At 37.8% G+C, this 23,046-nt stretch carries 22 protein-coding genes and 1 other RNA gene; 5 read left to right on the forward strand and 18 right to left on the reverse strand.

Annotation, left to right across the window (positions count from 1 at the left end; genetic code table 11):
- Positions 1-85: 85 nt before the first annotated feature.
- On the forward strand, positions 86-1,807 hold the full coding sequence (locus AC3B6D_RS08125; RefSeq protein WP_489775391.1) for an Rqc2 family fibronectin-binding protein: 1,722 nt from the start codon (positions 86-88) through the stop codon (positions 1,805-1,807).
- A gap of 211 nt (positions 1,808-2,018) precedes the next feature.
- The gene (locus AC3B6D_RS08130) at positions 2,019-3,263 is read left to right on the forward strand and encodes an MFS transporter (protein ID WP_489775392.1); all 1,245 of its coding nucleotides are present in this window, start codon (positions 2,019-2,021) and stop codon (positions 3,261-3,263) included.
- A 538-nt stretch (positions 3,264-3,801) separates the two neighbouring features.
- Here the strand turns inward: AC3B6D_RS08130 and AC3B6D_RS08135 are convergent.
- From AC3B6D_RS08135 to AC3B6D_RS08180, 10 genes are all read right to left on the reverse strand, one after another.
- Entirely contained in the window at positions 3,802-4,155 is a 354-nt protein-coding gene (locus AC3B6D_RS08135) for a GNAT family N-acetyltransferase (RefSeq protein ID WP_489775393.1), read from the reverse strand.
- A gap of 45 nt (positions 4,156-4,200) precedes the next feature.
- Positions 4,201-4,548, reverse strand: coding sequence for a hypothetical protein (locus AC3B6D_RS08140; protein WP_489775394.1), 348 nt, complete (start codon positions 4,546-4,548; stop codon positions 4,201-4,203).
- On the reverse strand, positions 4,520-4,918 hold the full coding sequence (locus tag AC3B6D_RS08145) for a TetR/AcrR family transcriptional regulator (protein ID WP_489775395.1): 399 nt from the start codon (positions 4,916-4,918) through the stop codon (positions 4,520-4,522). The genes AC3B6D_RS08140 and AC3B6D_RS08145 overlap by 29 nt, the downstream gene beginning before the upstream one ends.
- A 181-nt stretch (positions 4,919-5,099) precedes the next feature.
- On the reverse strand, positions 5,100-7,472 hold the full coding sequence (locus AC3B6D_RS08150; RefSeq protein WP_489775396.1) for an ATP-binding protein: 2,373 nt from the start codon (positions 7,470-7,472) through the stop codon (positions 5,100-5,102).
- Complete coding sequence (locus tag AC3B6D_RS08155) at positions 7,469-8,560, reverse strand: carbamoyl phosphate synthase small subunit (protein WP_489775397.1); 1,092 nt, start codon at positions 8,558-8,560, stop codon at positions 7,469-7,471. Before AC3B6D_RS08155 ends, AC3B6D_RS08150 begins: the two co-directional genes overlap by 4 nt.
- Entirely contained in the window at positions 8,541-9,074 is a 534-nt protein-coding gene (pyrR, locus tag AC3B6D_RS08160; RefSeq protein ID WP_489775398.1) for a bifunctional pyr operon transcriptional regulator/uracil phosphoribosyltransferase PyrR, read from the reverse strand. Before pyrR ends, AC3B6D_RS08155 begins: the two co-directional genes overlap by 20 nt.
- A gap of 36 nt (positions 9,075-9,110) precedes the next feature.
- Positions 9,111-10,031, reverse strand: coding sequence for an RluA family pseudouridine synthase (locus AC3B6D_RS08165; protein WP_489775399.1), 921 nt, complete (start codon positions 10,029-10,031; stop codon positions 9,111-9,113).
- Between the two features lies 1 nt (position 10,032).
- A complete protein-coding gene (gene lspA / locus AC3B6D_RS08170) occupies positions 10,033-10,497 on the reverse strand; it encodes a signal peptidase II (RefSeq protein WP_489757966.1) in 465 nt (154 codons plus the stop codon).
- Between the two features lie 166 nt (positions 10,498-10,663).
- A complete protein-coding gene (locus AC3B6D_RS08175; protein ID WP_489775400.1) occupies positions 10,664-12,337 on the reverse strand; it encodes a formate--tetrahydrofolate ligase in 1,674 nt (557 codons plus the stop codon).
- The gene (locus AC3B6D_RS08180; RefSeq protein ID WP_489775401.1) at positions 12,337-12,738 is read right to left on the reverse strand and encodes an EbsA family protein; all 402 of its coding nucleotides are present in this window, start codon (positions 12,736-12,738) and stop codon (positions 12,337-12,339) included. Before AC3B6D_RS08180 ends, AC3B6D_RS08175 begins: the two co-directional genes overlap by 1 nt.
- Before the next feature lie 131 nt (positions 12,739-12,869).
- Between AC3B6D_RS08180 and AC3B6D_RS08185 the strand changes: the two genes are divergently transcribed.
- Complete coding sequence (locus tag AC3B6D_RS08185) at positions 12,870-13,793, forward strand: magnesium transporter CorA family protein (protein WP_489757963.1); 924 nt, start codon at positions 12,870-12,872, stop codon at positions 13,791-13,793.
- Here AC3B6D_RS08185 and AC3B6D_RS08190 read toward each other — a convergent pair.
- From AC3B6D_RS08190 to AC3B6D_RS08205, 4 genes are all read right to left on the reverse strand, one after another.
- Positions 13,781-14,917, reverse strand: a complete 1,137-nt coding sequence (locus AC3B6D_RS08190; protein WP_489775442.1) for a THUMP domain-containing class I SAM-dependent RNA methyltransferase — start codon at positions 14,915-14,917, stop codon at positions 13,781-13,783. The two genes, AC3B6D_RS08185 and AC3B6D_RS08190, sit on opposite strands and share 13 nt — an antisense overlap.
- A gap of 230 nt (positions 14,918-15,147) precedes the next feature.
- An RNA gene (gene rnpB / locus AC3B6D_RS08195) (RNase P RNA component class B) lies at positions 15,148-15,509 on the reverse strand.
- Positions 15,510-15,558: 49 nt separating this feature from the next.
- A complete protein-coding gene (gene gpsB / locus AC3B6D_RS08200; RefSeq protein WP_489757962.1) occupies positions 15,559-16,002 on the reverse strand; it encodes a cell division regulator GpsB in 444 nt (147 codons plus the stop codon).
- Between the two features lie 84 nt (positions 16,003-16,086).
- Positions 16,087-16,641 carry an SLOG family protein gene (locus tag AC3B6D_RS08205; protein WP_489757961.1) on the reverse strand — a complete coding sequence of 185 codons (555 nt, stop codon included), beginning with the start codon at positions 16,639-16,641 and terminating at the stop codon, positions 16,087-16,089.
- Positions 16,642-16,710: 69 nt separating this feature from the next.
- Here AC3B6D_RS08205 and recU point away from each other — a divergent pair, with 69 nt between their 5' ends.
- Complete coding sequence (recU, locus tag AC3B6D_RS08210; RefSeq protein WP_489757960.1) at positions 16,711-17,313, forward strand: Holliday junction resolvase RecU; 603 nt, start codon at positions 16,711-16,713, stop codon at positions 17,311-17,313.
- 4 nt (positions 17,314-17,317) lie between these two features.
- Positions 17,318-19,636, forward strand: a complete 2,319-nt coding sequence (locus AC3B6D_RS08215) for a transglycosylase domain-containing protein (protein WP_489769772.1) — start codon at positions 17,318-17,320, stop codon at positions 19,634-19,636.
- A 68-nt stretch (positions 19,637-19,704) separates the two neighbouring features.
- Here AC3B6D_RS08215 and AC3B6D_RS08220 read toward each other — a convergent pair whose 3' ends face one another.
- From AC3B6D_RS08220 to AC3B6D_RS08235, 4 genes are all read right to left on the reverse strand, one after another.
- Positions 19,705-20,355 (reverse strand): endonuclease III domain-containing protein, encoded by a 651-nt coding sequence (locus AC3B6D_RS08220; RefSeq protein WP_489775402.1) that lies wholly within the window; start codon positions 20,353-20,355, stop codon positions 19,705-19,707.
- Positions 20,355-20,993 (reverse strand): DnaD domain-containing protein, encoded by a 639-nt coding sequence (locus tag AC3B6D_RS08225; RefSeq protein WP_489775403.1) that lies wholly within the window; start codon positions 20,991-20,993, stop codon positions 20,355-20,357. The genes AC3B6D_RS08220 and AC3B6D_RS08225 overlap by 1 nt, the downstream gene beginning before the upstream one ends.
- 22 nt (positions 20,994-21,015) lie before the next feature.
- Positions 21,016-22,095: a DmpA family aminopeptidase gene (locus AC3B6D_RS08230; RefSeq protein ID WP_489775404.1), complete on the reverse strand. Its 1,080-nt coding sequence runs from the start codon at positions 22,093-22,095 to the stop codon at positions 21,016-21,018.
- 293 nt (positions 22,096-22,388) lie between these two features.
- On the reverse strand, positions 22,389-23,045 hold the full coding sequence (locus AC3B6D_RS08235; protein WP_489775405.1) for an NAD(P)-dependent oxidoreductase: 657 nt from the start codon (positions 23,043-23,045) through the stop codon (positions 22,389-22,391).
- Position 23,046: the final 1 nt, after the last annotated feature.

Raw genomic sequence — 23,046 nt, forward strand, 5'->3', positions numbered from 1 at the left:
TAATAGCGAACATTCTACCATAATTAATATATTGGTGTAAAATGATAAGTTAGTATCTTTTATTTGTCAATCTAAAGGAGTTTTTATGTCATTTGATGGTTTATTTACCCATGCTTTGGTCCAAGAATTAAGCCCCATCCTTGTCGGTGGCCGCCTCAGTCGTATCCAACAACCTTTTGCCCAAGAATTAATCTTAACTATCCGCAATCATCGACAAAATTATAGCCTACTATTATCTGCTAATCCGAACTATGCTCGGGTTCAACTAACGGAGCTCAAATTTCAAAGTCCCAAAACTCCCAGTAATTTTGTGATGACTTTACGCAAACAATTGGATAGCGCCATTTTACAAACAATTCAGCAAATTGAGAATGATCGTATTTTAACCTTAACCTTTCAGAATCGTAACGAACTAGGTGATTTACAAGAAATTACTTTTTACGTCGAAATCATGAATCGTCATAGTAATATTGTTGTTGTGAATGATCAATCGCAATTAATTATTGATGCGATTAAACACGTCGATCTTACTCAAGACCGTTATCGGCAACTATTGCCTAAAGAAACCTATCGCTTGCCACCTGCCCAAAATAAAATCAATCCATTTGATGTCTTTGAGCGTGAAAAATGGCTCAAACAAAATGGCCAACAACTCTTGCAAAGTGATCTTGCACAAACAGCACACAACATTCAAGTTAATTTTCAAGGCTTTGATAAAAATAGTGCTCAGGAATTAAGTACCCGTAGTCAAGCAAGTACTGACGATGCCCACTTAATTCAGGTGTGGCAGGATTTTTTGGCAGGTTTTAATCAACCACAAGCAACAATTGCAACGAAACAATACCGTCAGCTTTTTACTGCTCAGCCCTATGTGTCCTTGACTTCGGACGGTTTTCAGCAACAAACTTTCACTAATTTAAGTCAAATGTTAGATGACTTTTATCGTGACCGTGCCCGGCAAGATCGTGTGCGCCAACAAGCTAGCAATATTTTACAATTAATTAAACGATATTTAAAACGAAATCAGACCAAGCTCAAACGATTACAACAAGATTTAGCCAAAACAGAATCCGCTGAAGATTATCGCATTCAAGGTGAATTATTAACGACCTACTTAAACCAAGTCAAGCGGGGACAAAAAAGCGTCCAATTGCCAAACTATTATGATAACAACCAACTGTTAACTATCAAGTTAGATCCCGCTAAGTCCCCGGCAACGAATGCCCAGCAATATTTTAAAACTTACCAAAAGCTCAAAAACTCTATTCGCCATTTAAATGAGCAAATTGAGCAAACCAAAGTAGAAATTGCTTATTTAGAAGGCATCCTAGCACAAATTAATTATGCTGATCCTCAGGATTTAGCCGATATCCAATTAGAATTAACTCAACAAGGTTACATTAAAAAACAAGCACGCAAAAAACAGCGCAAAACTAAAATCCAATCCGGAGCAGCCTTTCAGGCTAGTGATCAAACTATTATCCGGGTTGGCAAAAATAACTTACAAAATGATTACCTGACTAATAAATTAGCAGATAAACGCTACACCTGGTTGCATATCAAAAACTTACCAGGTTCACACGTCATTATTGAATCATTAGCTCCTAGTGAGCAAACCATTCTGGAAGCGGCTGAACTAGCAGCTTACTTTTCTAAAGCTGGGGCGAATGCTAGTAAAGTTCCCATTGATTATACATTGGTTAAACACGTGCACAAACCTAATGGCGCCAAACCAGGTTTTGTGATTTATACCGATCAAAAAACGCTCTTGGTGGATCCTCACTTACGCTTAAAGCAGTTAAAATAGCAGCCAAAGTAGAAAAATCAACACTTAATTAACGTTTAAACAAAAGATGATTATGCCTTTGATTATCTACATCTCATTAACCATTTTTGACCGCTATCAGTTTATGTGACTGGCAAATGGAAAACACTTTTTCTGTAATTAATAATAATTTTTTCAAAAATTGCAAATGTGATAGACTAAATATATAACTTTAATATGAAGGAAGATTTTCATGGCAGATTCAGTGCACTTTCCTGCTGGCTGGCACAAAGCGTTTTATACTTTGTGGCTAGGCAGCTTTATTACTGGGATGGGCTATTCGATGACTATGCCCTTTATCTCGTTGTTTATTGCTGATCTAGGGCACTACAGCAAATTACAAATCAATTTGTACTCCGGTTTAGCTTTTGCTGTCACTTTTATTGCCCAGGCAATTGTTTCCCCTTACTGGGGGAATTTAGCTGATCGCAAAGGTCGCAAATTAATGTGTATGCGGGCTTCGGGGGTCATGGCGCTCACCATTTCAGCCATTGGCTTTGCCCCTAACGCCTTATACATCATCATCATGCGCTTAATTCAGGGGGCGTTTTCAGGTTATATTAATAACGCAACTGCTTTAATCGCTAGTGAAACACCACATCAAAAAAGTGGTCTTGTGATGAGTCAAATGATGACCGCCGGAACTGCTGGCAATTTAATCGGTCCGTTATTAGGTGGAGCGTTATCCAGTTTTTTTGGTCATTTATTTGGTAATATTTGGGGCTACCGCATTCCGTTTTTCATTACGGGCTTTTTAATGTTTGTCGTCTTTTTGGGAACAACTACTTTGGTTCACGAAGACTTCACACCCATTGCTCGTGAAAAAATGCAACCAATGAAAGAAATTATGCGGTCCTTGCCCAATTTAAAATTAATTATCATCATGTTCATTACTACGATGTTAGTTCAATCAGCAACCATGTCGATTGACCCAATCGTTTCTCTATACGTTAAATCCATGGTGCCCCATAGTCATAGTATTGCTTTAATTGCGGGTATTGTTGCCGCTACACCCGGACTAGGAACATTATTGGCTGCTTCGAAAGTTGGTCACGAAATGGACAAAATTGGTCCGATCAAAGTTTTACGTGTCGGCCTAATTGTCGGCGGACTTTTATTCATACCAATGGCCTTGACTAACTCGCCTTGGATATTAGCAGCCCTGCGCTTTTTACTAGGAATCGCTAGTGCAGCGATGTTACCAGCAGCCCAAACCGTTTTAACCTTGAATAGTCCGACTGCTAGTTTTGGGCGGATTTTTAGTTACAATCAGTCTTTTCAAGCTCTAGGTTCAGTGATTGGTTCTTTGATGGGGTCTACCTTATCTGGCGTTTACAATTACGCGACCGTTTTTTGGACTACCGGTTTCACTATCTTGTTAAACTTTATTTTAGTTTTAATCTTTGCGCGCAACGCCGCCAACTGGCAAAGCAAATAAGTTTTACTTAAGATTTGTGTGTAACATTATTCTCATCATTATTTACTAATTTGTTATTAGAAGTGTTAAGCATATTACTTTCAAAAAGTCCAAGCAAACTACAATTTTGAAAGTAATACGTGTAAACACTTCTTTTTTTGTTAGCGTTCTTTACATCAAAAATTAATAAGATCTAAATCCTTTCATGATACTTTTATAAGGAGAGCTCAGAATAAAAGTAAAGTAATGAAACAAAAAAATGATACTGCAATTTGGAAGCCAAAGAAGCTGCTAAAATTTGGACAAAGCAAAAAATTACGTCCGTTTAAGATTTAAAGCAACTGTATGGAAACAATAACTAGTATTAAAGATCTGTCATTAATTACTAAATTTAGTTATAGTTCGCTTGAATCATCGAATAGATTCCCTCGTCACAAATTCCTTGATTATTTTTTCCTGCTCGGCGGACCACACCTTCAAAATGCATGCCACTGTTTTTCATAACAGCTCCTGAAGCTGAATTATGAAAATCATAGCAACATTCTACCCGCTGAAAATCTTACTCTAACATTAAATATTGGTTAACCCTAGCCAGTGCTTCTGTCATAATCCCTTGATTCCACCATTTAGAACCTAAAACATAACCAACTTCGGCAATTTTCAAGGATTGATTTAGGTGGACCACGGAGATCTCACCCACTAATTGTTGGCTGGGCAATTCAATCCCCCAAATAAATTGATCATCGTTCTTTTTAATTGCCTGAATCCGTCTTAAGCTCTCTTGTTGAGATTGATGTGGTGTCCACGTTAAATACTTAGTCACCAAACTGTCACTTGCCCAATTAGTAAACATTTGCTGCGCATCCGAAACATTGAAGTGTCTTAGTTTAATACCATTATTTGTAATCAACATTAACATCAACTCTCTTTACTCTGAATTAAAACCTGAAGCACATATCTAAATATTGTTATTGATTAGATTAACTGTTTTTTCAGGAGCGTCAACTCCTAAAACTAATCTAGAATACTGCTCATTCTGTAATTGAATCACAATTGGACGACTCGAATGCTTAACATTGAAAAAAACTTTTTCATTATTTTTTAAATAAGTACCGCCAGCATAATTAGGAAGGTTGGTTCCTGGACAGCGAAGTCCTTTAAATTCATTTAAGATACCTGAATCAATCGTTGCTCCCAATACATTTTTTAATGGAATAACTAGTTTCTTCTTTAAGCTAGCAACTTTATATTTTCCTTGCGGAATCACCACCAATTGATCATTCATTATTTGAATTGTATTTTCCATTATTTGCCCCTCCTATAATGCCACCATGTAATAACAAACTTTGACCTAATTTTTCGGAAACGTTTTGACTATTATCTTGTTGATACCAATTTTGAAGAATTCGCTTGACTGTCAAGCTTTGCGAGGAAACTTCTAATAGAGCAATCATTACTAAATCCCATTTGAACTCATTATCACAAGACAAGCTTCTCTGTAAGCAGGCAATAAACATTTTTAACTTACTACCAAAAGTGCTGTACAAACTGCCCCTTAATAGTCCTGTTGCTTGAACTAAATCATCCAAAGATGAACCTATATAACCGTTTTTTACAAAAAGTTGACTCATTTGTAATATTATTTTTTCTTGATCGAATGATTTTTTTCTGCCCATTTATTCAATCCCCCTTTCAAAGCCAATATACTCTTTTTTTGACCAATCAGTCAATAATATTCCTTGTGAAACTTTAAAACACTTTTCTTTAAAAAAATAATCCTTCCAAAATTAAAAATTTTGAAAGGATTATTTGCAATAAAATCATACAAATTTCATGAAACTAGATTAAAGTACATGATTATTTATTGGGCAACGTAAAGTAACTCAAGCGACTGCTATATAAGCCGTTCTTTTGCTGAATTAAGGTGATTTTACTACCAAAATAATCTTGCTGTTTGTTAGCGTAATTCGAATTAATCCCTAATAAAACGTGGCCTAAATTGCTGACAAAATTCGAATTAATTTGTTGAATTAAACCAATATTAGTAGTGAATCCAGCCAAGGTTTGAATGACTTGTTGCTTTTGCAAAATTAACGTCCCATAACGAACATCTGGCAAAAAAGTTTTAATATAATGGTTAACTTGCTTAACTAAGTTGGGTCGGTGCTTGCCTGGAACCGACGTTAATTCTAAGCGCCGCGCACTTAAATGTTTAAAAATCGTGGTAATTGGTGACGACAGCCAAGTATGATGCTCTTGATCTTGAACAAAGACAACTTCTTGAATCGCATCACTTGGTAGAATTTTTAAATAATTACTAATATTAAAAATAGTCAATTGGTAACTTTGATGACTTAATTCTTGCGTATTAATTCGCAATTGCAGTTGATTTTGCTCACTATACAAATGTGACTGTAAACAGCGCGAATCAGAATAAAAATCCACGGTTGTTGCAGTGTCCACATTACTTAACAAATTACCAAAAATTGCCGTTGAAAAACCATCATCTTGAAACGAATGAACCAAATTATGAGTTAACAAAACTTGTTCATAATTAGACAACATATCGGAATTTTGGTAGCCATCAATTTCTACTTGATAATGTTGCATCACATGTGGCGCATACAAAAAAGTACTGTAATGGCCATTAATCTTACTAGTTGCCGCTAAATCCAATAAAGTTGCGGTGGGCTGTTCCACCGAGTTAATCGCTAATTGTTGCGTTAACTTCTGCGCTTGACTCAGTGTTAAATGCCAAAACTTAGCCAATAAATAATCATCAAAACCATACAATTTACTATGAGCGTACAATTGCAAATTACCTTTTTGTTCTCTCAATGTTTGGGCTAAATTAATTAGATGTTGTAATGCCTGCAAAAATTCCCAGTTATAATGGGTAAAACTTTGCACTTCTTTTAAATCAAAGCCCCGTATTAAAGCTTCACAAATCACCAAAACTCGCCGCACCTTGGTTTGAAATAAATCAGCTTCAATCTGCTCATCACTATAATATTTGAGTGGACGCTTCAAAAAGATATCGTGCAGTAAGTCTAAACCAGCAAAAGCTTTCATAATTACAGTTTCCAAGTTATTACCATTAACTACAATGGCTCCATTGGAAGTTTGGTGCGGTCCTAACAAGACTTTCAATTGTTTACGATCTTGGGTTTGCCAAATAGGCACGCGCGCAGTCAAATGGTTCGGCGTTAGTTCGACGGCTGCGTTCATCTGATAATTGGTTAAAGTTGTCAGATTTTGCAGTCTTTGACCAACACTTACCTGACAAATCACTTCAAACAAAGGATAACCCGTACTAGCAATTAAGGGTAAGATTTTACTACGAAAAACGGGCGAAATTTCTAGAACATAAAATGATGCTGTCGTTTCATCCACAGCTAAATGAAAAGTGCATGTACCAATAATTTTTAAGAGTGAAGTTAATTTCAAAACGGCATTGCGTAAACGCTGAAATAGCGCATCATTAATGGAAAAAACGGGGGTCACACTGGTCGAATCATTCGAGTGCACTCCAATAGGATCCATATCCTCTGACGAAAAAATCAAAGCACTATTATCAAATTTATCACGCAAAGTCACCAAAGTTAATTCTTTAAAGTTATTAATGCCCCGCTCCATTTCAAAGCCATCAGCCGTCATTCCTGCTTGAAAAAAGTCCACTAATTGTTTGGTATTGTTGACCGTATTCCAATGCATTTTTTGTTCAACTGTATTAGAACGAATAATTACAGGAAACGTCTGCTGTTGAGCAAATGCCAACGCTTCTTGGTAGGTTTGAACATTTTGATGTTCAATTAAGCGGAAACCGTGATCTTGCAAATATTTATTCAGGGAACGCTTGCTTAAACTGAGCGTTAAGTTTTGTTGATTAAAATTCAAAAGTTCCACAGTGCTAGCTTGAAAAGCTTCATCTTTTAATAGACTTCGAAAAACGTTCAGTGTATTAATTCCACTAAAGCCTGGAAAGATTAAATCAATCGCATATTCACTAATTAAGGTTTTGATTGTTGCAACATTAATCTCATCATAAACAATCACTGCTTCGTCCGCTAAAGAGTTCGCTAGTGATTCACGATTTTCAGTTAATAAAACTACTCGATAACTATCTTGCTTAAAACAGCGAATTGCTACGCGTAAGGCTCGTTCACGTTCTAACTTTTCATTAGTCATCAAGCCGGTAGTATTCCCAACAATTAAAATGGTTTTCATCATAATTTTTTACCTTGAACAAAGGAATCAATCATATCAATAAACTCATCAAAAATATAATCAGCATCATGAGGGCCTGGAGCGGCTTCAGGTTGGAATTGAACGGTCATAGTCGGATCGCGGCGATGTCGTAAACCTTCAATGACATTATCCGTCAAACAACGGTATGTCACAAAGAAGTTTCGCCGCGCCGCCGGCGTTAATTTAACTTCATAATTATGATTATGATTTGAAAATTCAATATTCTCCGTAGCAATTTCGAGCGTTGGTAGGTTCGAACCATGATGCCCTAAACGCATTTTTTGCACCACGGCACCATTCGCCAACGCCACCACCAAATGGCCTAATCCCACTCCTAAAATCGGAATTTGGCCTTCTAATTCTTGGCAAGTGGCAATTGTATCCGGAATTTCTTGTGGATTACCAGGACCACTAGTAAATAACACCGCATCTGGTGCCAAATCCAATATTTCCGCTGCTGAAGTATTGTAAGGCAAAATTACCGAATCACACTTACGAATGGATAATTGACGTAACAACGAAAACTTCAATCCCAAATCAACGACTGCAATTTTAAATCCCACATTAGGATTAGGATAAGGTTGCTTAGTGGAGACCGTTTTGACCCGATCTCGGGGAATTACCAACGCGCGAATTTGATCACGAGCATGCTCATCAGCGGTGTCCATAATACTAGCTTTTAAGGAACCAGTTTGTTGTAGATGTTGCGTTAAACCTTGTACATCCAAATTGGTAATCCCCGGAATTCGTCTTTTTTTCAAAAAAGAATTTAGCGAATTAGGATCATTACTATCCAACTGTGGGTAAGCCACGCTACCAAAAATTACACCCTTACAACTAGGCGTAATCGATTCATAGTCATCCCGATTCATCCCTGATGTACTAACAATGGGACTAGCAAAGACAATAATTTGATCATTATACGTTTGATCAGTAATAGCATGCTCAAAACCATTCATATTATTGGTTAGAACCAACTCACCAGTAGAAATAATTGGCGCACCAATGGCTTCCCCCGCAAACGCTGTACCATCTTCTAAAATTAAATATCTAGTTTCGGTTGTCATCATGGATAATCTCCACGCCATCTGCATCATCAATTTCAGCCATTGAAACTTTGATTTCCTCTTGCCGAGAAGTTGGAATATTCTTGCCCACATAATCGGCCCGAATTGGTAATTCACGATGACCACGATCAATTAACACGGCCAAAGAAATTTTCCCCGGACGACCAATACTCATAATGGCATCTAACGCTGCCCGAATGGTCCGGCCTGTATACAAAACATCATCTACTAAAACCACATTTTTATTATCAATATCACTAGCCGTAAACTGGGGTGGTGCACCATGTGTCTTTTTTTCATCATCACGAAACTCAGACACATCTAAATCAAATTGTGGAACTTCATATTCCTCTAATTGACGTAAACGATTTTGGATACGTTGTGCCAAAAAGGCGCCGCGCGTTTTAACACCTATTAAAACTAAATTTTGGTCACCTTTATTTTTTTCAATAATTTCATAGGTAATGCGCGTTAAAGTCCGTTTCATTGTCTTACTATCAACAATTTCTTTTTCCATTTTGATTCTCCCCTAGTCAACTGATCTGTACTTTAATTAAAGATGGTGCGACATCTGCGTCATTGCTCGTAATTGTTGCAGTTGTTGCTGAAATATCTGCGGTGGCTGTACTTCAAACTCTAACCACTGCTTCGTTCGGGGATGCGTAAAGCCTAAACACTGTGCATGTAAAAATTGTCCATTACCTGCTAAGGTATGCCGTGGTCCGTACAGTGGATCACCCGCTACTGGATGACCAATATACTGTAAATGCACCCGAATTTGATGCGTACGCCCCGTTTCTAATTGACACTCAATCAAAGCATAATCTGAAAAATTCTCTAACACTTTAAAATGAGTAACAGCTTTTTTTCCATTGGCTACTATCGCTTGTTGCTGACGTTTGTTGGGATCACGCCCAATTGGCGCTTCAATCGTCCCCTCCTGTTCTGTAAAAGGATGATGCACGATTGCTAAATAGCGGCGTAAATTAGTTTTATTTTGCAATTGTTGACTTAAAGAGTCTTGGGCTAACTGAGTTTTAGCCACCATTAATAGTCCTGACGTATCTTTATCAATTCGATGAACAATTCCCGGACGAATCGTATCTGAACTTTGAACCTTAGTGTGATATAAAATAGCATTAACTAAAGTTTGATCTGGATGACCAGCCGATGGATGGACGACCATTCCCTGTGGCTTGTTGACTACTAAAACATCGGCATCTTCATAAACCACATCTAAAGGCAAATCTTGTGCAAAAGCCTTTAAGGGCTTTAAAGCTAAGGGGGTAACTTGCACCGTCACATCAGCCTTAATTTTGGTCCCAGTTTTGGTAACAGCTTGACCATCAACTAACACTTGACCAGCTTTAATCCATCTTTGTAACTGCGAACGCGTTAAATCCGGTCTTTGCGCTAAAATGGCTTTATCTAAACGCTGATTAGCTTGTAAATTAATAAAAGTAAATGTTTGCAACTTAAGACTCTTCCTGTTCTGATTTAAATAGATAAATTACTAATAAAACTACGCCCACTGTAATAAGAATATCAGCAACATTACAAACAAAGTTCAATAACGGCCAATTACCCAAACTTAAGGCAATCATATCAACTACATAGCCCCGAAACAAACGATCACAGACATTACCCAAACTACCAGCTATTAACAAGGATAAACTGGTTAATAACCAGGGGGAACGATCTTTGCCCTGAAACAACATGTAACCCAAACAAACAACTACAATTAATGTTACTCCATAAAATAATAACATTTTTCCAGAAAAAAGATTATAGGCAGCACCGTGATTATTAATCCGCGTCAATCCCAAAATACCCGGAATAATTGTCCGCACGTGTTCAAACGGGATCTGCGTAATTGACCACCATTTAACTAATTGGTCAACCAGTAAACCCAGCAAAATTATTAAAATATAAATTATCATTAGTAATCCTCAAAGATAAATAAAATAGATTGATTGTCACCCTGATCGACATAATCAAGTCACAGCAACATGGTAAAAAATCGTACCAATTGCTACAAAGCGTTCATTGTTATCATATTCTAAACACCCAAAACCCAGGTTAATTTTCAGCTTTGATCATAACTTTTTAAAATAAGCCAGTAATCTGATCATGTTCATCAATATCCATATTTAAAGCAGCGGGCTGCTTCGGTAAACCAGGCATGGTCAAAACATTGCCAGTTAAAACTACTAAGAAGCCGGCACCCAATTTGGGTTGTAATTCTTGGACATGTAACACAAAATCACTGGGAGCTCCTAATTTTTTCGGATCATCACTAAAGGAGTATTGTGTTTTAGCGATACAAATTGGTAAATTAGCCCAGCCTTGCTGTTCAATTCGCCGAATTTGTTTTTGCGCTTTCGGACTTAAAACAATATCTTGCGCGCCATAGACCTGTTGGGCAATGGTTTTGATTTTCGTAACGATAGGCAATGAATTTTGATACAGACGTTGATAATGATTCACGGTAGTTTGATCAATTAAGGCTTGGGCTAAATTCAAAGCTCCAGCACCGCCATCTTGATGAACTGTGACAGGATAAGCTTTGACTCCTAATTTTTGACATAATGTCTGCACTAACGCTAATTCGTCGGCACTGTCACTAGCAAATTGATTCAAAGCCACTAATACCGGTACGCCCGCTTTTTGTAAATTCTGAATGTGCCGTTTTAAGTTACTAAAACCTTTTTCTAATGCAGCCAAATCGGGTGTGGTTAAATCCGCTTGAGCTTGGCCACCATTATATTTTAAAGCACGGACAGTCGCTACTACCACTGCTACATCGGGAGTTTTAGCCAAATGTGGCGTCACAATGTCTAAAAACTTCTCTGCACCTAAATCAGCACCAAAACCGGCTTCCGTTAAAGCATAATCGCCCAAATGTAAGGCTAAATTAGTAGCAATTAAACTATTACAGCCATGAGCGATATTAGCAAACGGACCGCCATGAATTAAAACCGGTGTATGCTCTAGTGTTTGCACCAAATTGGGTTTAATGGCATCTTTTAGTAATAACGCTAATGCCCCTTGTGCCTTTAAATCCCTTACAAATACTGGCTGTTGGTCATAAGTATAGCCAATTAAAATTTGCCCCAAACGCTTTTTCAAATCTGTTAAATCAGTCGCCAGACATAAAATGGCCATTAATTCAGAAGCTACAGTGATTTGGAAGGATTCTTCGCGAACATAACCGGAAGTTTTACCACCTAGACCAATGACCGTGTGACGCAAAGCCCGATCATTCACATCTAATGCCCGTTGCCAGGTAATCTGTCTTGGATCCAATTGTAACTGATTTCCTTGTTGTAAATGATTATCAATTAAAGCTGCTAACGTATTAATAGCCGCCGTTAAAGCATGCAAATCACCAGTAAAGTGTAAGTTAATATCTTCCATGGGTACTACTTGCGCAAAACCACCGCCAGCTGCCCCTCCTTTTAGTCCCATCACCGGTCCCAAAGAAGGCTCACGCATGGCTACCACAGCTGATTGTTGCAGTTGCTTTAACGCATCTGCTAAACCAATCAAAACCGTTGACTTGCCTTCACCCATCGGTGTCGGACTCATCGCTGTGACCAAAATCAGTTTACCTAACGGTCTTTTTTGGGCCGCTTGTTGTGCTTGGACGGTGATCTTAGCCTTATCATTGCCATAAGGTTCCAAATCCGCAGCAGTTAAACCTAACTGGGCAGCAACCTTTTGAATTGGCCACATAGCTGTACGTTCGTTCTCCTGAGCAATTTCAATATCTGTTTTCATTAAATACCCCTCCTATCATTAATTAATTGTTGCAGTACATGATAAGCTTTCGGTAGAATTATTAATTTGAATAATCCGGATTGACGAGAATTAATCTTAATGGTACAAACACCATGATGATAACTAATCATTTGTACTTCTTTAACTAAAATTTGCCGTTGTTGTGAAGCTATTAAACCGGATAATTGGATTGTTTGTTGTTGGACATTAATCTGTAAGCGACTATGAATCAGAATCCAGCTGCCGACTAAAATAGTCCCAATTATGATGGCAAGTGCTCCGTAATTGAGTCTATCCGATTCTAATTGTAAAATACCGCCAATAAATAATAAAATCCAGAGCCAACACCATAACAAGGCGTTAATCTGATTAACTTTTTGATAATGAAATTTTTTAAGCATGTTAACCTCACAATTAACTTTGAATGATTTAAGCAAATTTTACCATATTGCGGTTTGATTCCCAATTTGCTGACAAAAAATTGTAAAAAGTTTATGATAAAACCAAAATTGTAATAATTGAGGACAAACCGATGATCACAAATTATTCTCACCAATTACCCATCCAAATTATCGACGCTCATAATATTAACGCGACTGAACAAAGTGACTTAATCCAAAACTACCATGTCACACGTGAAATCATCAATTACGCACTTGATAAATTTGAGCGCCCCCGTATTACCTATGATCAATTAACCCATAGCTTTTTAATGGTTTTATCTATTCCAAACCAAAAACAAACGCTCACCACTTCGGTTCAATCAGTCACCCTGTTTGCTAACCGTAAACAAATAATTTGCTTTACCAATGACCAAAGTCAACACATCATCCAATACTTACGCGATTTTGTTAGCAATTATCCAGACGAGCAGAATTTAACTTTTCGTATCTTCGCCGATTTAATTCAGCAAATCTCTGATGACTTTTTAGATAAGGTTAAACAGTTTTATGATGAACAAGAACAAATTGAGATGGAATTTGAGCACCATCGCCATCGTTCAGCTACCATCAATCAATTAGCTAATTTACAAACTAAAATTACCTTTGGTGTCACTTCCACCACGGGCAATGCGGATTTAATTGATGAATTAACTGCTTTTTTTAATTCAAATGATAATCATTTGCAACTAGATCATGTCACTCACCAACATTTTAATTCCGCACGCATCGAAGCTACTCAAGCTTTCAAAAACTTTCAATTAATCAATGAAATTGCCCAACAACTATCGGGAACTTATAACAATTTATTAAATAATGAAACCAATGATGTCATGCGTTATTTAACGGTTTATTCGTTAATATTAACAATTCCATCAATCGTGGTCGGCTTCTACGGAATGAATATGCATTTGCCTTTAGCTAGCAGTCCATGGTCTTGGATCATTTCCATTATTATTATGATTTTATTATCACTTTTACTAATTATCGACATGATTCGGCGTCATTTTTTATAAGTTGGATGCCCCCAATATTGAAATAGATCGGTTCTCAAAGCACCATTATATAGTTTGCGCCGCTTAGTCGGTTTTTGACCGTAATATTTAGCAAATTCTAAATCACTAGTTAAATAATATTTACTCCACGTCGTCAACTGCCGAAAACTATTCCCCATTTGCTGGTATAATTGATGCACTTTTGTCTGATCCTGCATACGTTTACCATAAGGCGGATTAGCAATTAAAATGCCGTCTTGTCGTTGCAAACGTAAATCTTTGACCGCTAATTGCTTAAAATTAATATCATGCAAAACACCTGCTTGATGCGCATTTAATTTAGCCACATCAATCATCGAGCCGTCTATATCACTGGCCCCAATTTGTAACTGACCACTCGGCAAAATTTGATCAGTAGCTGCTTGTTTTGCTTGTACTAACAATTGATCATCAAACCAATCAAAATTTTCAAACGCAAAATGGCGCTGCAGTCCTGGAGCAATATGGCGCCCAATCAAGGCCGCTTCAATAGCAATTGTGCCCGAACCTGTCGTTGGATCATAAAAAGGATCAGTTGCCCGCCACGGCGTTAACAATATTAACGCGGCGGCAAAATTTTCTTTGAGTGGTGCACCACCATGTTCGATCCGATAACCACGTTTAAACAAAGAATCGCCCGTGGTATCTAAGGTCAACTCCACTTGATCTTTGACAATGCGCACCTCAATTTGAAAAGTGCTCCCACTTTCAGGCAAACGCCCACGGCGGTGATAAACTGCAGCCATTTTATCAACAATTGCTTTTTTAGTGATGGCTTGAATATCTGGTTCCGAATGCAGTTTTGAGCGGACCGACCGCCCCTTCACTGGAAAAGCAGCATCTAAGGGCAGCCATTGATCCCAAGCTAAGGTCTGAACTCCTGTAAATAATTCTTCAAAGGACGTTGCCGGAAATTCGGCCAAGACAATTTTAATCCGATCCGCACTGCGTAACCACAAATTCGTTTGTACAATGGCTGCTAAATCACCATCAAAATAAACTTTGCCTGTATCAACTTGCGTAATGGTAAAGCCTAGTTCTTGCAATTCTTTTTTAGTGACCGCTTCAAATCCGCTGGCCATGGTTGCTAATAACTTCATATGAATCTCCTTTTTACTTTCAATCTAAACAGTTCAATTTTTCATCAATGATTTACCGAAAATACTCTAAAAATATTAATTCAACCGAAAATAGTACTGACTACGTCAAGTTATTCTGCCATTTAACGCAATTACAGACCATTAAGACCAAAAAGTCATACACGTTGGCAGAAGTTTTTATTTCAATTTCTAAAAAAAGAGGCGAACTTAACGTCCGCCTCTTTTGGCCTACAGGTTTCTATAAGCCACGTTTTGTTCCAGTCAGTGTGACCAAACTGACTTTCAGTAATCATCTATCTACACAAAATGTGTTTTTGACGTGAGTTTAATTTCCCGTGTCAAAACTCCCCTACCAAAGTTTGGGTTTCCTGCTCGTGGGGTTTACCCGTTCCATTTTTTTGTTTCCAAAAAATTGCGTTTCTGTGGCACTTTCAGATTACTTTGACTTAGCCATTGACCTTAGCCATTTCATCGCCGTTATTCAAATAAATGAATACTCCAGCTTATTGGGCTGAACACGAACACTACAGGCATTGCAGCCTGTGCCGGCGTGGACTTTCCTCAACTTGTTTCAAACAAGCAGCGATTACTCAAAACCTGCTCTTATTATCATACGCTATTTTAAATTTAATTACCAGACTAATTGTTTAATTATTTTGATCCCGTAATTGTTCACTAGAATGAATAATTGGTTGTTGCGCTGTTGTAGTATTGGTTGAGGCATAATTATTAGTAGTTCGTGGCTCGACACTTTGTCCAAAAACATGTCGTTCCAAATTAGATAAACGTTTTAAAATATCATAATTAGTAGTTCCCGGTGCAGAAGTTTCACTCGTGGCTTCTGGTGTAACTACTGACTCAGCTTCCACTGAGCGTTGCTGAACGACCTTGGGTTGTGCGGGAGCTTGCTCTAATTTTTCAGTTAATTCCCGATTTTTAGTTTTTAACTCTTCAATATTAGCAGCAAAAGCCTCATAATCTTGAATAACTTCATCCAAGAAAGCATCAACGTCTTTACCGTTGTAGCCATGAACTGCATTTTTGAATCTTTTTTCAACAATTTGTTTTGGATCTAGTTTGATTTCTTTCATTTGGCTTACACCCCTATCTTACTTAATAAGTATAGCAAAAAGTTTGGGAACCACACAAAAAAACTACATCACTTTTAGTTTTTCTTAAAATTCCTGTTGATCAGTTACAAAATCCTGTAAATCATAAAAACTAGCTAATTTTAACGAGTAGTCGTGCTGCTGTTGGTACTGTTGGATAGCTTGATATTCATATTGGCTTTTACCGGGATGCTCTAGATCATAAATTAAAAAACTGCCATCAGTATGTGTTAGCATAAATTGCTGCCAATTTTTAAATTGCTGTGGAGTGTGATATGATTGATGGCTAACACTATTGTGATAATCAGCTAAGTGTAAAGTTTGGGCATATACTTGCCGATTTTTTTCCTTCCAACGATCCGCTATGCCCTGAAATGGTAAGATGACCGCTACTTTTAATTGGTAAGCTTTTAAGCTAGGATCTTGCACCGCACGAACCGCTGCTTGCTCGACTCCCAAATAGCCGCCCGTCAAAACCCACTGCAAGCCTTGATCACAATAACTTAATAATTGTTTGACTAAAAAAGCTTCTAAAACTTTTTGCTTGGGATCATCGGCTTTAAAAATTTGTAATTCAAAAGCACGGTAGCCGCTAATCCATAAATTTTGAATTGTTTGCATTTTAATCCATTCTTCCTAACACAGAACTTTAAGCATGCTATAATATTCATCGACTAGGAGTGACTTAACTTGACTATCAATTATCCCAAAGGAATTTCTCCCCACAAGTCAGCCATTAATCAACCAACAATCTTTGGTGACCGGGGGATGACCTTAGAACAAGAAATTAACGAAAGTAATAATTATTATCGTCATCATAATTTAGCAGTCATTTATAAAAAACCTACTCCTATTCAAATTGTGAAAGTTGATTATCCTAAGCGCAGCCGCGCAGTCATTAAAGAAGCTTATTTTCGACAAGCTTCAACGACGGATTATAATGGCGTTTATCAAGGATACTATATTGATTTTGAAGCCAAAGAAACGCGCCACAAAACTTCTTTTCCACTAAGTAACTTTCATGAACATCAGATTCAGCACTTAGACCAATGTTTACAGCAAAAGGGGATCTGTTTTGTTATTATTAAATTTGTAACTCTAGGTCGCTATTTTATTTTACCCGCCCACAAATTAATTAAATTTTGGGCTCAGGCCAAACAGGGCGGCAAAAAATCTATGACGTTCACTTTTATTCAACAAAATTCTATTGAAATTCAAGCAGGCTATAATCCTATTCTACCTTATTTACAAGCCTGTCAACAATTAATTCAAGCAGCCCAGGAGGATTTATAATTATATGAATGATTCACGCCTAGCACGCTATCATCAAACTCCCAAACACAAGCATTCCATTATTAAACTGTTCGTTTCTTTAATTATTGCAATCATGGCAATTTTAATTGCCATTTTTATTTATTATGGTTTGAGTGCACCTAAAATTAATTCTGAAGTTTTACAAAGTGGTGGTTCCTCCAGTATTTACGACCAGCACGGGCACGAAATTACTACTTTAGGTAACCAAAATCGGACTTACGTCACTATTGATAAGGTGCCACAAAATATGCGTAATGCTGTGGTCTCCATTGAAGATCGGCACTTTTATAAAGAACATTTCGGCGTTAATCCGATTCGAATTTTGTTGGCGGCTGTTAACAATTTACGAGGCGGACAACTACAAGGTGGTAGTACTTTAACTCAACAATTAATCAAATTGTCAGTCTTCTCCACTAAAAAATCTGATCAAACGATTAAACGTAAAATGCAAGAAGTCTGGTTAGCCGCGAAAGTTGAACGTAATTTTTCTAAAGATCAAATTTTAGAATATTACATGAATAAAGTTTATTTAGCTAATGGCACCTATGGTTTTCAAACAGCGGCACAGTATTACTTTGGTCAGAAGTTAAATCAATTAACACTACCGCAAATTGCGTTACTAGCTGGCATGCCTCAGGCCCCTAATAACTACAATCCTTATGGCAATCCTCAGGCGGCGAAAAAAAGACGTGACAGTGTCTTACAAGCCATGTACGACAATCACAAAATTTCCGCTAGCCAATTACAATCAGCCCAACAAACTCCTATCACTACAGGTTTAAAACCTTATCGGCCTAATTCTGGGGTCGGTGAAAATAAAATGATTGTGGATTCTTATATTAAACAAGTCATCCAAGAAACCAAGGCCAAGGGCTTAGATCCTTATCGCGATAATCTAAAAATCACCGTTAATATGAATTTAAAAGCCCAAAAATATCTCTATGATTTAGTTAATAATGATGCCTATGGCTTATTTAATAGTCAACATTTACAAACTGCCGTTTCGGTCGTTGATCCGAATACTGGAGCTGTAGTAGCCATGATTGGTGGTCGTAAATTAGGTAATGTTCAATTAGGCTTGAATCGAGCAGTGCAAACTACTCGTAGTAACGGTTCCACAATGAAGCCGATCCTAGATTATGGTCCCGCAATTCAAAATTTAAAATGGAGTACTAACCATATTATTACGGATGAACCTTACACTTATCCTGGTACTAGCATTGCTTTACAAAATTGGGATCATTCTTACGATGGCGCGATGACAATTAGAACTGCCTTGGCCCAATCGCGTAACGTACCCGCTGTTAAAACTCTACAAGCTGTCGGCTTTAACAAAGCCCGAAAATTTGCTAACAATTTGGGGATTAATGTTCCGTATAAACAAGGTCTCTCGGCTGGTATCGGTAGTGACGTCTCCAGTTTACAATTAGCAAGCGCATATAGCGCTTTTGCTAACAGCGGAACTTATCATCAGCCACAATATATTTCCAAAATTCAAACAACAGATGGTTTAGTCCACGATTATGATACTACTAGTAAAAAAGTCATGAGTGCCGGGACTGCTTATATGATTACCGATATTTTAAAGGACGTTGTTCAACCTAGTGGAATGGGTTCTCAAGCTTATATTAGTGGCTTACATCAAGCTGGTAAAACCGGTACGACTAATTATAGCGACACTGAACTAGCGAGAAATCCAGCTTTAAGTAATACCGCCAAGGATTCTTGGTTTGCCGGTTACACTAAGCATTACGCAATTGGCGTTTGGACGGGCTTTGATAATCCGAGTCAAGCCGGCGTTGACCAGAATCAGCAAAAAATTGCCGGTCAAGTTTACCAACGTCTAATGCGCTATCTGGCTGCTTCCAAAACCAATTCAGATTGGAAAAAACCACATAGTGTCGTACGTGTCAGTGGGACTAATGTTTTATATTTACGTAGTAAGCGGCCAAAGAACTTACCACCAGCACGGCATAATACCGGTCATAGTTCTCTAACTAATGCTGAAGATAATGATGCTGTGATTCCCAATCGTGGTACTGGTAATAATGACTCTGAAGTTGACAGTTCCAGCGAAAGTTCCACTAATACTACTGACGGCAATAGTGCCTCAAGTAATCAACCAGACACCAATAATAATCATGAAACTACTAATGATTCTCATAATAATAGTAGCTCATCTAGTTCTAATAATAATACTACTAACAACACCACGACTAATCCGACAACCGGTTCCGTGAGTCCTGGTAATACTGCCCCAACTACGCCAGCAACACCACCTGCTACTACTAATCCACAATAAATTAAAAATAAGGGTTCTGATTCAGACTAGTAATCACTAGTGTCAATCAAAACCCTTTTTTATTATCTCTAGCTTTTATTTTCAGCTGTCACCCATTGGTCGCATAATCGCACCACCGGTAAATCTTTAATTTGTTGTTCACGATGAAAATTATACTCACGTCCAAAATCAATCAACGCATGATGCGCCTTTGTCCAATATTGTTTAGCTAACGCTTGAGTCACCCGTTGTTCCACCTGCTGAACTGTAGCAGTGGGTTCAACAAAATGTAGCCGTTTAGCGATCGTACTGACATGCGTATCTACGGCAAAAGCGGGAACATTAAAGCGATCACTCAAAACAACATTCGCTGTTTTAGTACCTACACCAGCTAAAGTAATTAAATCCGCTTTATTAGCAGGAACTTGTCCCGCAAAATTCTGTTCTAATTGCTGAGCACATTTAATCAGATTGCGCGCCTTATTATGATAAAGTCCTAGAGTCTTAATCACAGACTCAACCTGTAAAATAGTCGCTTGTGCTAAAGATTGCGCATCCGGAAAAAATTGAAACAACTGTGGCGTGACTTGATTAACTGCTTTATCAGTTGTCTGCGCACTTAACATGACGGCAATTAAATACTGAAAGTTTGATTTTGCGACCAAACTTGGTGCAGCGTTGGGGTACTGTTGAATAATTAATAACAACGCTGTTTGAATTTGTGCGTCATCAAGCAACATTAGTACCCCTCCAGATTTTCTTTTTGACGTTGTAATTGAGCGGCCGTTTTAATATTATGTTTTTCCCAACTTAGCAAAATACGATCCATATACTTTAAAGAATAAGCCTGATTTAAAACTGCCTCTTTTAAAGCCAATTGAATTAATTGGTAATCATAATGATCTTTCGTTAGCCATTCTTGAATAGTTTCTTGTTCAATTGGCGATAGTGGTCGCCCAAACTCCACTTCAATTTGTTGAAATAAGCGTTGTCTAACTTGTAGACTCTGACTTAGATTTGCCTGTTGTGAAGCCTTTTCAGCAGTCTCCACTGATTGCTTTAATAATTGTTCATATGCTGGTGTTAAATCATAGGCATCTTGATAAACAGAATTAGCTTTAGTCTGCGACACGATTTTTAACATTTTTTTATCTATTAAACTCTGAATTAATTGATAAATTTTTTCTGCACTGAAACCAGTATTGAGCATCAAATCATCCGTCGCTGGAAACTGGATCCCTTGTTCCTGATACATTCTTAAATTGACCCAAACTAAAAACTCATCACCAGTCATATTTAAATGACCAATATTTGTCAATAATACATTATTAATCGTCGTATTACCGGCATTTAATAAATCGCGGGTTGAAGAGGCCATTAATATCACTTCCTATGATTAGTTATTTTAATCCTAAATCTCGTAATAAATCTTGCGCCATTTGGTTATCAGCACCCAAGTTAACCAGCGCATCACGTAAACTAAAGCAAGGTTGACCCTGGCGGTCAACCACTGTTTGGGCATGAACCAATGCACTTAAAATAGCCTCGTTAACCGTATCGACGATGACTCGAAAATAGCGATCCATCTGCGTATCATTAATGGCTTGTTGAACACTTAATTCTTGTTGAGCAAAATGATCCACACGATTTGCTGTAGAAAAAGCAAGCGTTATTTCACCACTACCATTACCAGCAAACGAACCACTACGGGTAATACCAACACTAGAGTGCTTAGCTAGACGCTGCAATTGACGTTCATTAAACGGAATATCAGTGGCAATCACTGTAATAATACTACCATTTTCCGGTAAATTGCGGTGTTGCACTAATTGTTGACCAATGGGTTGACCGTAAATAGTCAAGTCTTCTAAAAAGCCAAAATTGGCCATTACCAAGACTCCTAACATAAAAGGCTTTTGATCAATCATTATTTGCCGCGAAGTTGAACCAATCCCGCCTTTTAAGTTATAACAGCGCATTCCTGTGCCACCGCCAACATTTCCTTCCAAAAAGTCGGGACTGGCGTTTTTTAAAGCTGCTTGGACATCAGCTTCTTTGATTCCTAAAGCGCGAATAGCATTGATCTTGCCATCATTACATTCTAAAACAACCGGATTAACAGTTCCCGTCGTTGTCCCAATTTCTGGATTATTTTGCAACATATACTTCACCAAACTAGTATAAGCTGTTCCCACAGCAAAAGTATTTGTCAAAATTAACGGTGTTTCTAAAGTACCCAATTCCTTAATTTGGACTAAACCTGTACTTTTACCAAAACCATTAATCACATGACAACTAGCGACTAATTTTTGCCGAAACACATTACCAGAAGCCGGAATAATTGCTGTTACACCTGTCTGCAAATGGTTGGTGTGAATGGTCGTTTGCCCAACCAATACGCCAGGTACATCAGTAATTAAATTTTTGGGTCCCGGTTGTGTCAAACTCAATGAATTCTTTAAAGGTTTTGGTAAACCCAATTTAATCTCTTCCCTTCTCCACCGTCTCTTAGATGAACGCTTAATGAATTGAAAAAATAGTTATGATGTTGTCTTAATAATAGCATGACTTCTAAAAAGTTTCATCGTACAAAAAAAGACCGGGACACTTCCAAAACCCAAACAAGCTAAACATAATCTATCAATAATCAAAACTTTAATTTGAGTATTGAGTGTCAGTTAGAATGTTTTGAATTTTTGAAAACAAAAGCGTAGCTTGACTATTTTTAGCCTGCTCTGTCCTAGTCTTTAATTGATTTAATTAATAATTATGATTAACGATTAATTACTGTGAAACGTTCTTGTTGATGCTGTGGTTGCTCAATTTCATCTAAGGCCGCAACCGCCATCGTCCCCGCAGTAGTTTGCGAAACTTCCTGTTGGTTAAATAGCAACTCATCCTGACCTAATTGTAATTCAGTGGCCGCACCAGCAACAAAGTTAACTCCCGGTGAAATACCAACCCAATCAACATTATCAACCGTCCGTAAAAATTGTAATTCGGATAGTTGATTCTGTGGCACACTGATAAACGCCTGATTAGCTGGATCTTTTTCCATATCCCGCACAAATAAATGCTGATCTGAACCGGTTAATAAACTACCAGCTCCTAAAATGAACACTAAGCGTGGTTTAGTTAATTGCCGGGTCTCAGCAATCAAGTGAGTGGCTAAATCAACATGTAGATAAGCTTGGTCTGGAGCACAAGCGAATGCATCAATCACGACATCATACTGCATTAAATCAGCTTGCATTAAAGCAAAGGCATCCTGTGCCACAATTTTCAAATTGACATTTTGCAAATCTTTAGCTAACTGCGCTAACTTAGCTTGGGTCCGGCTAATGGCAGTCACTTCATGTCCTCTAGTCAAAGCTTCTTGCACTAATGCAGATCCTGCCATACCCGTTGCACCAATAACTGCAATTTTCATC

Source organism: Bombilactobacillus sp. ESL1097, assembly GCF_058107205.1.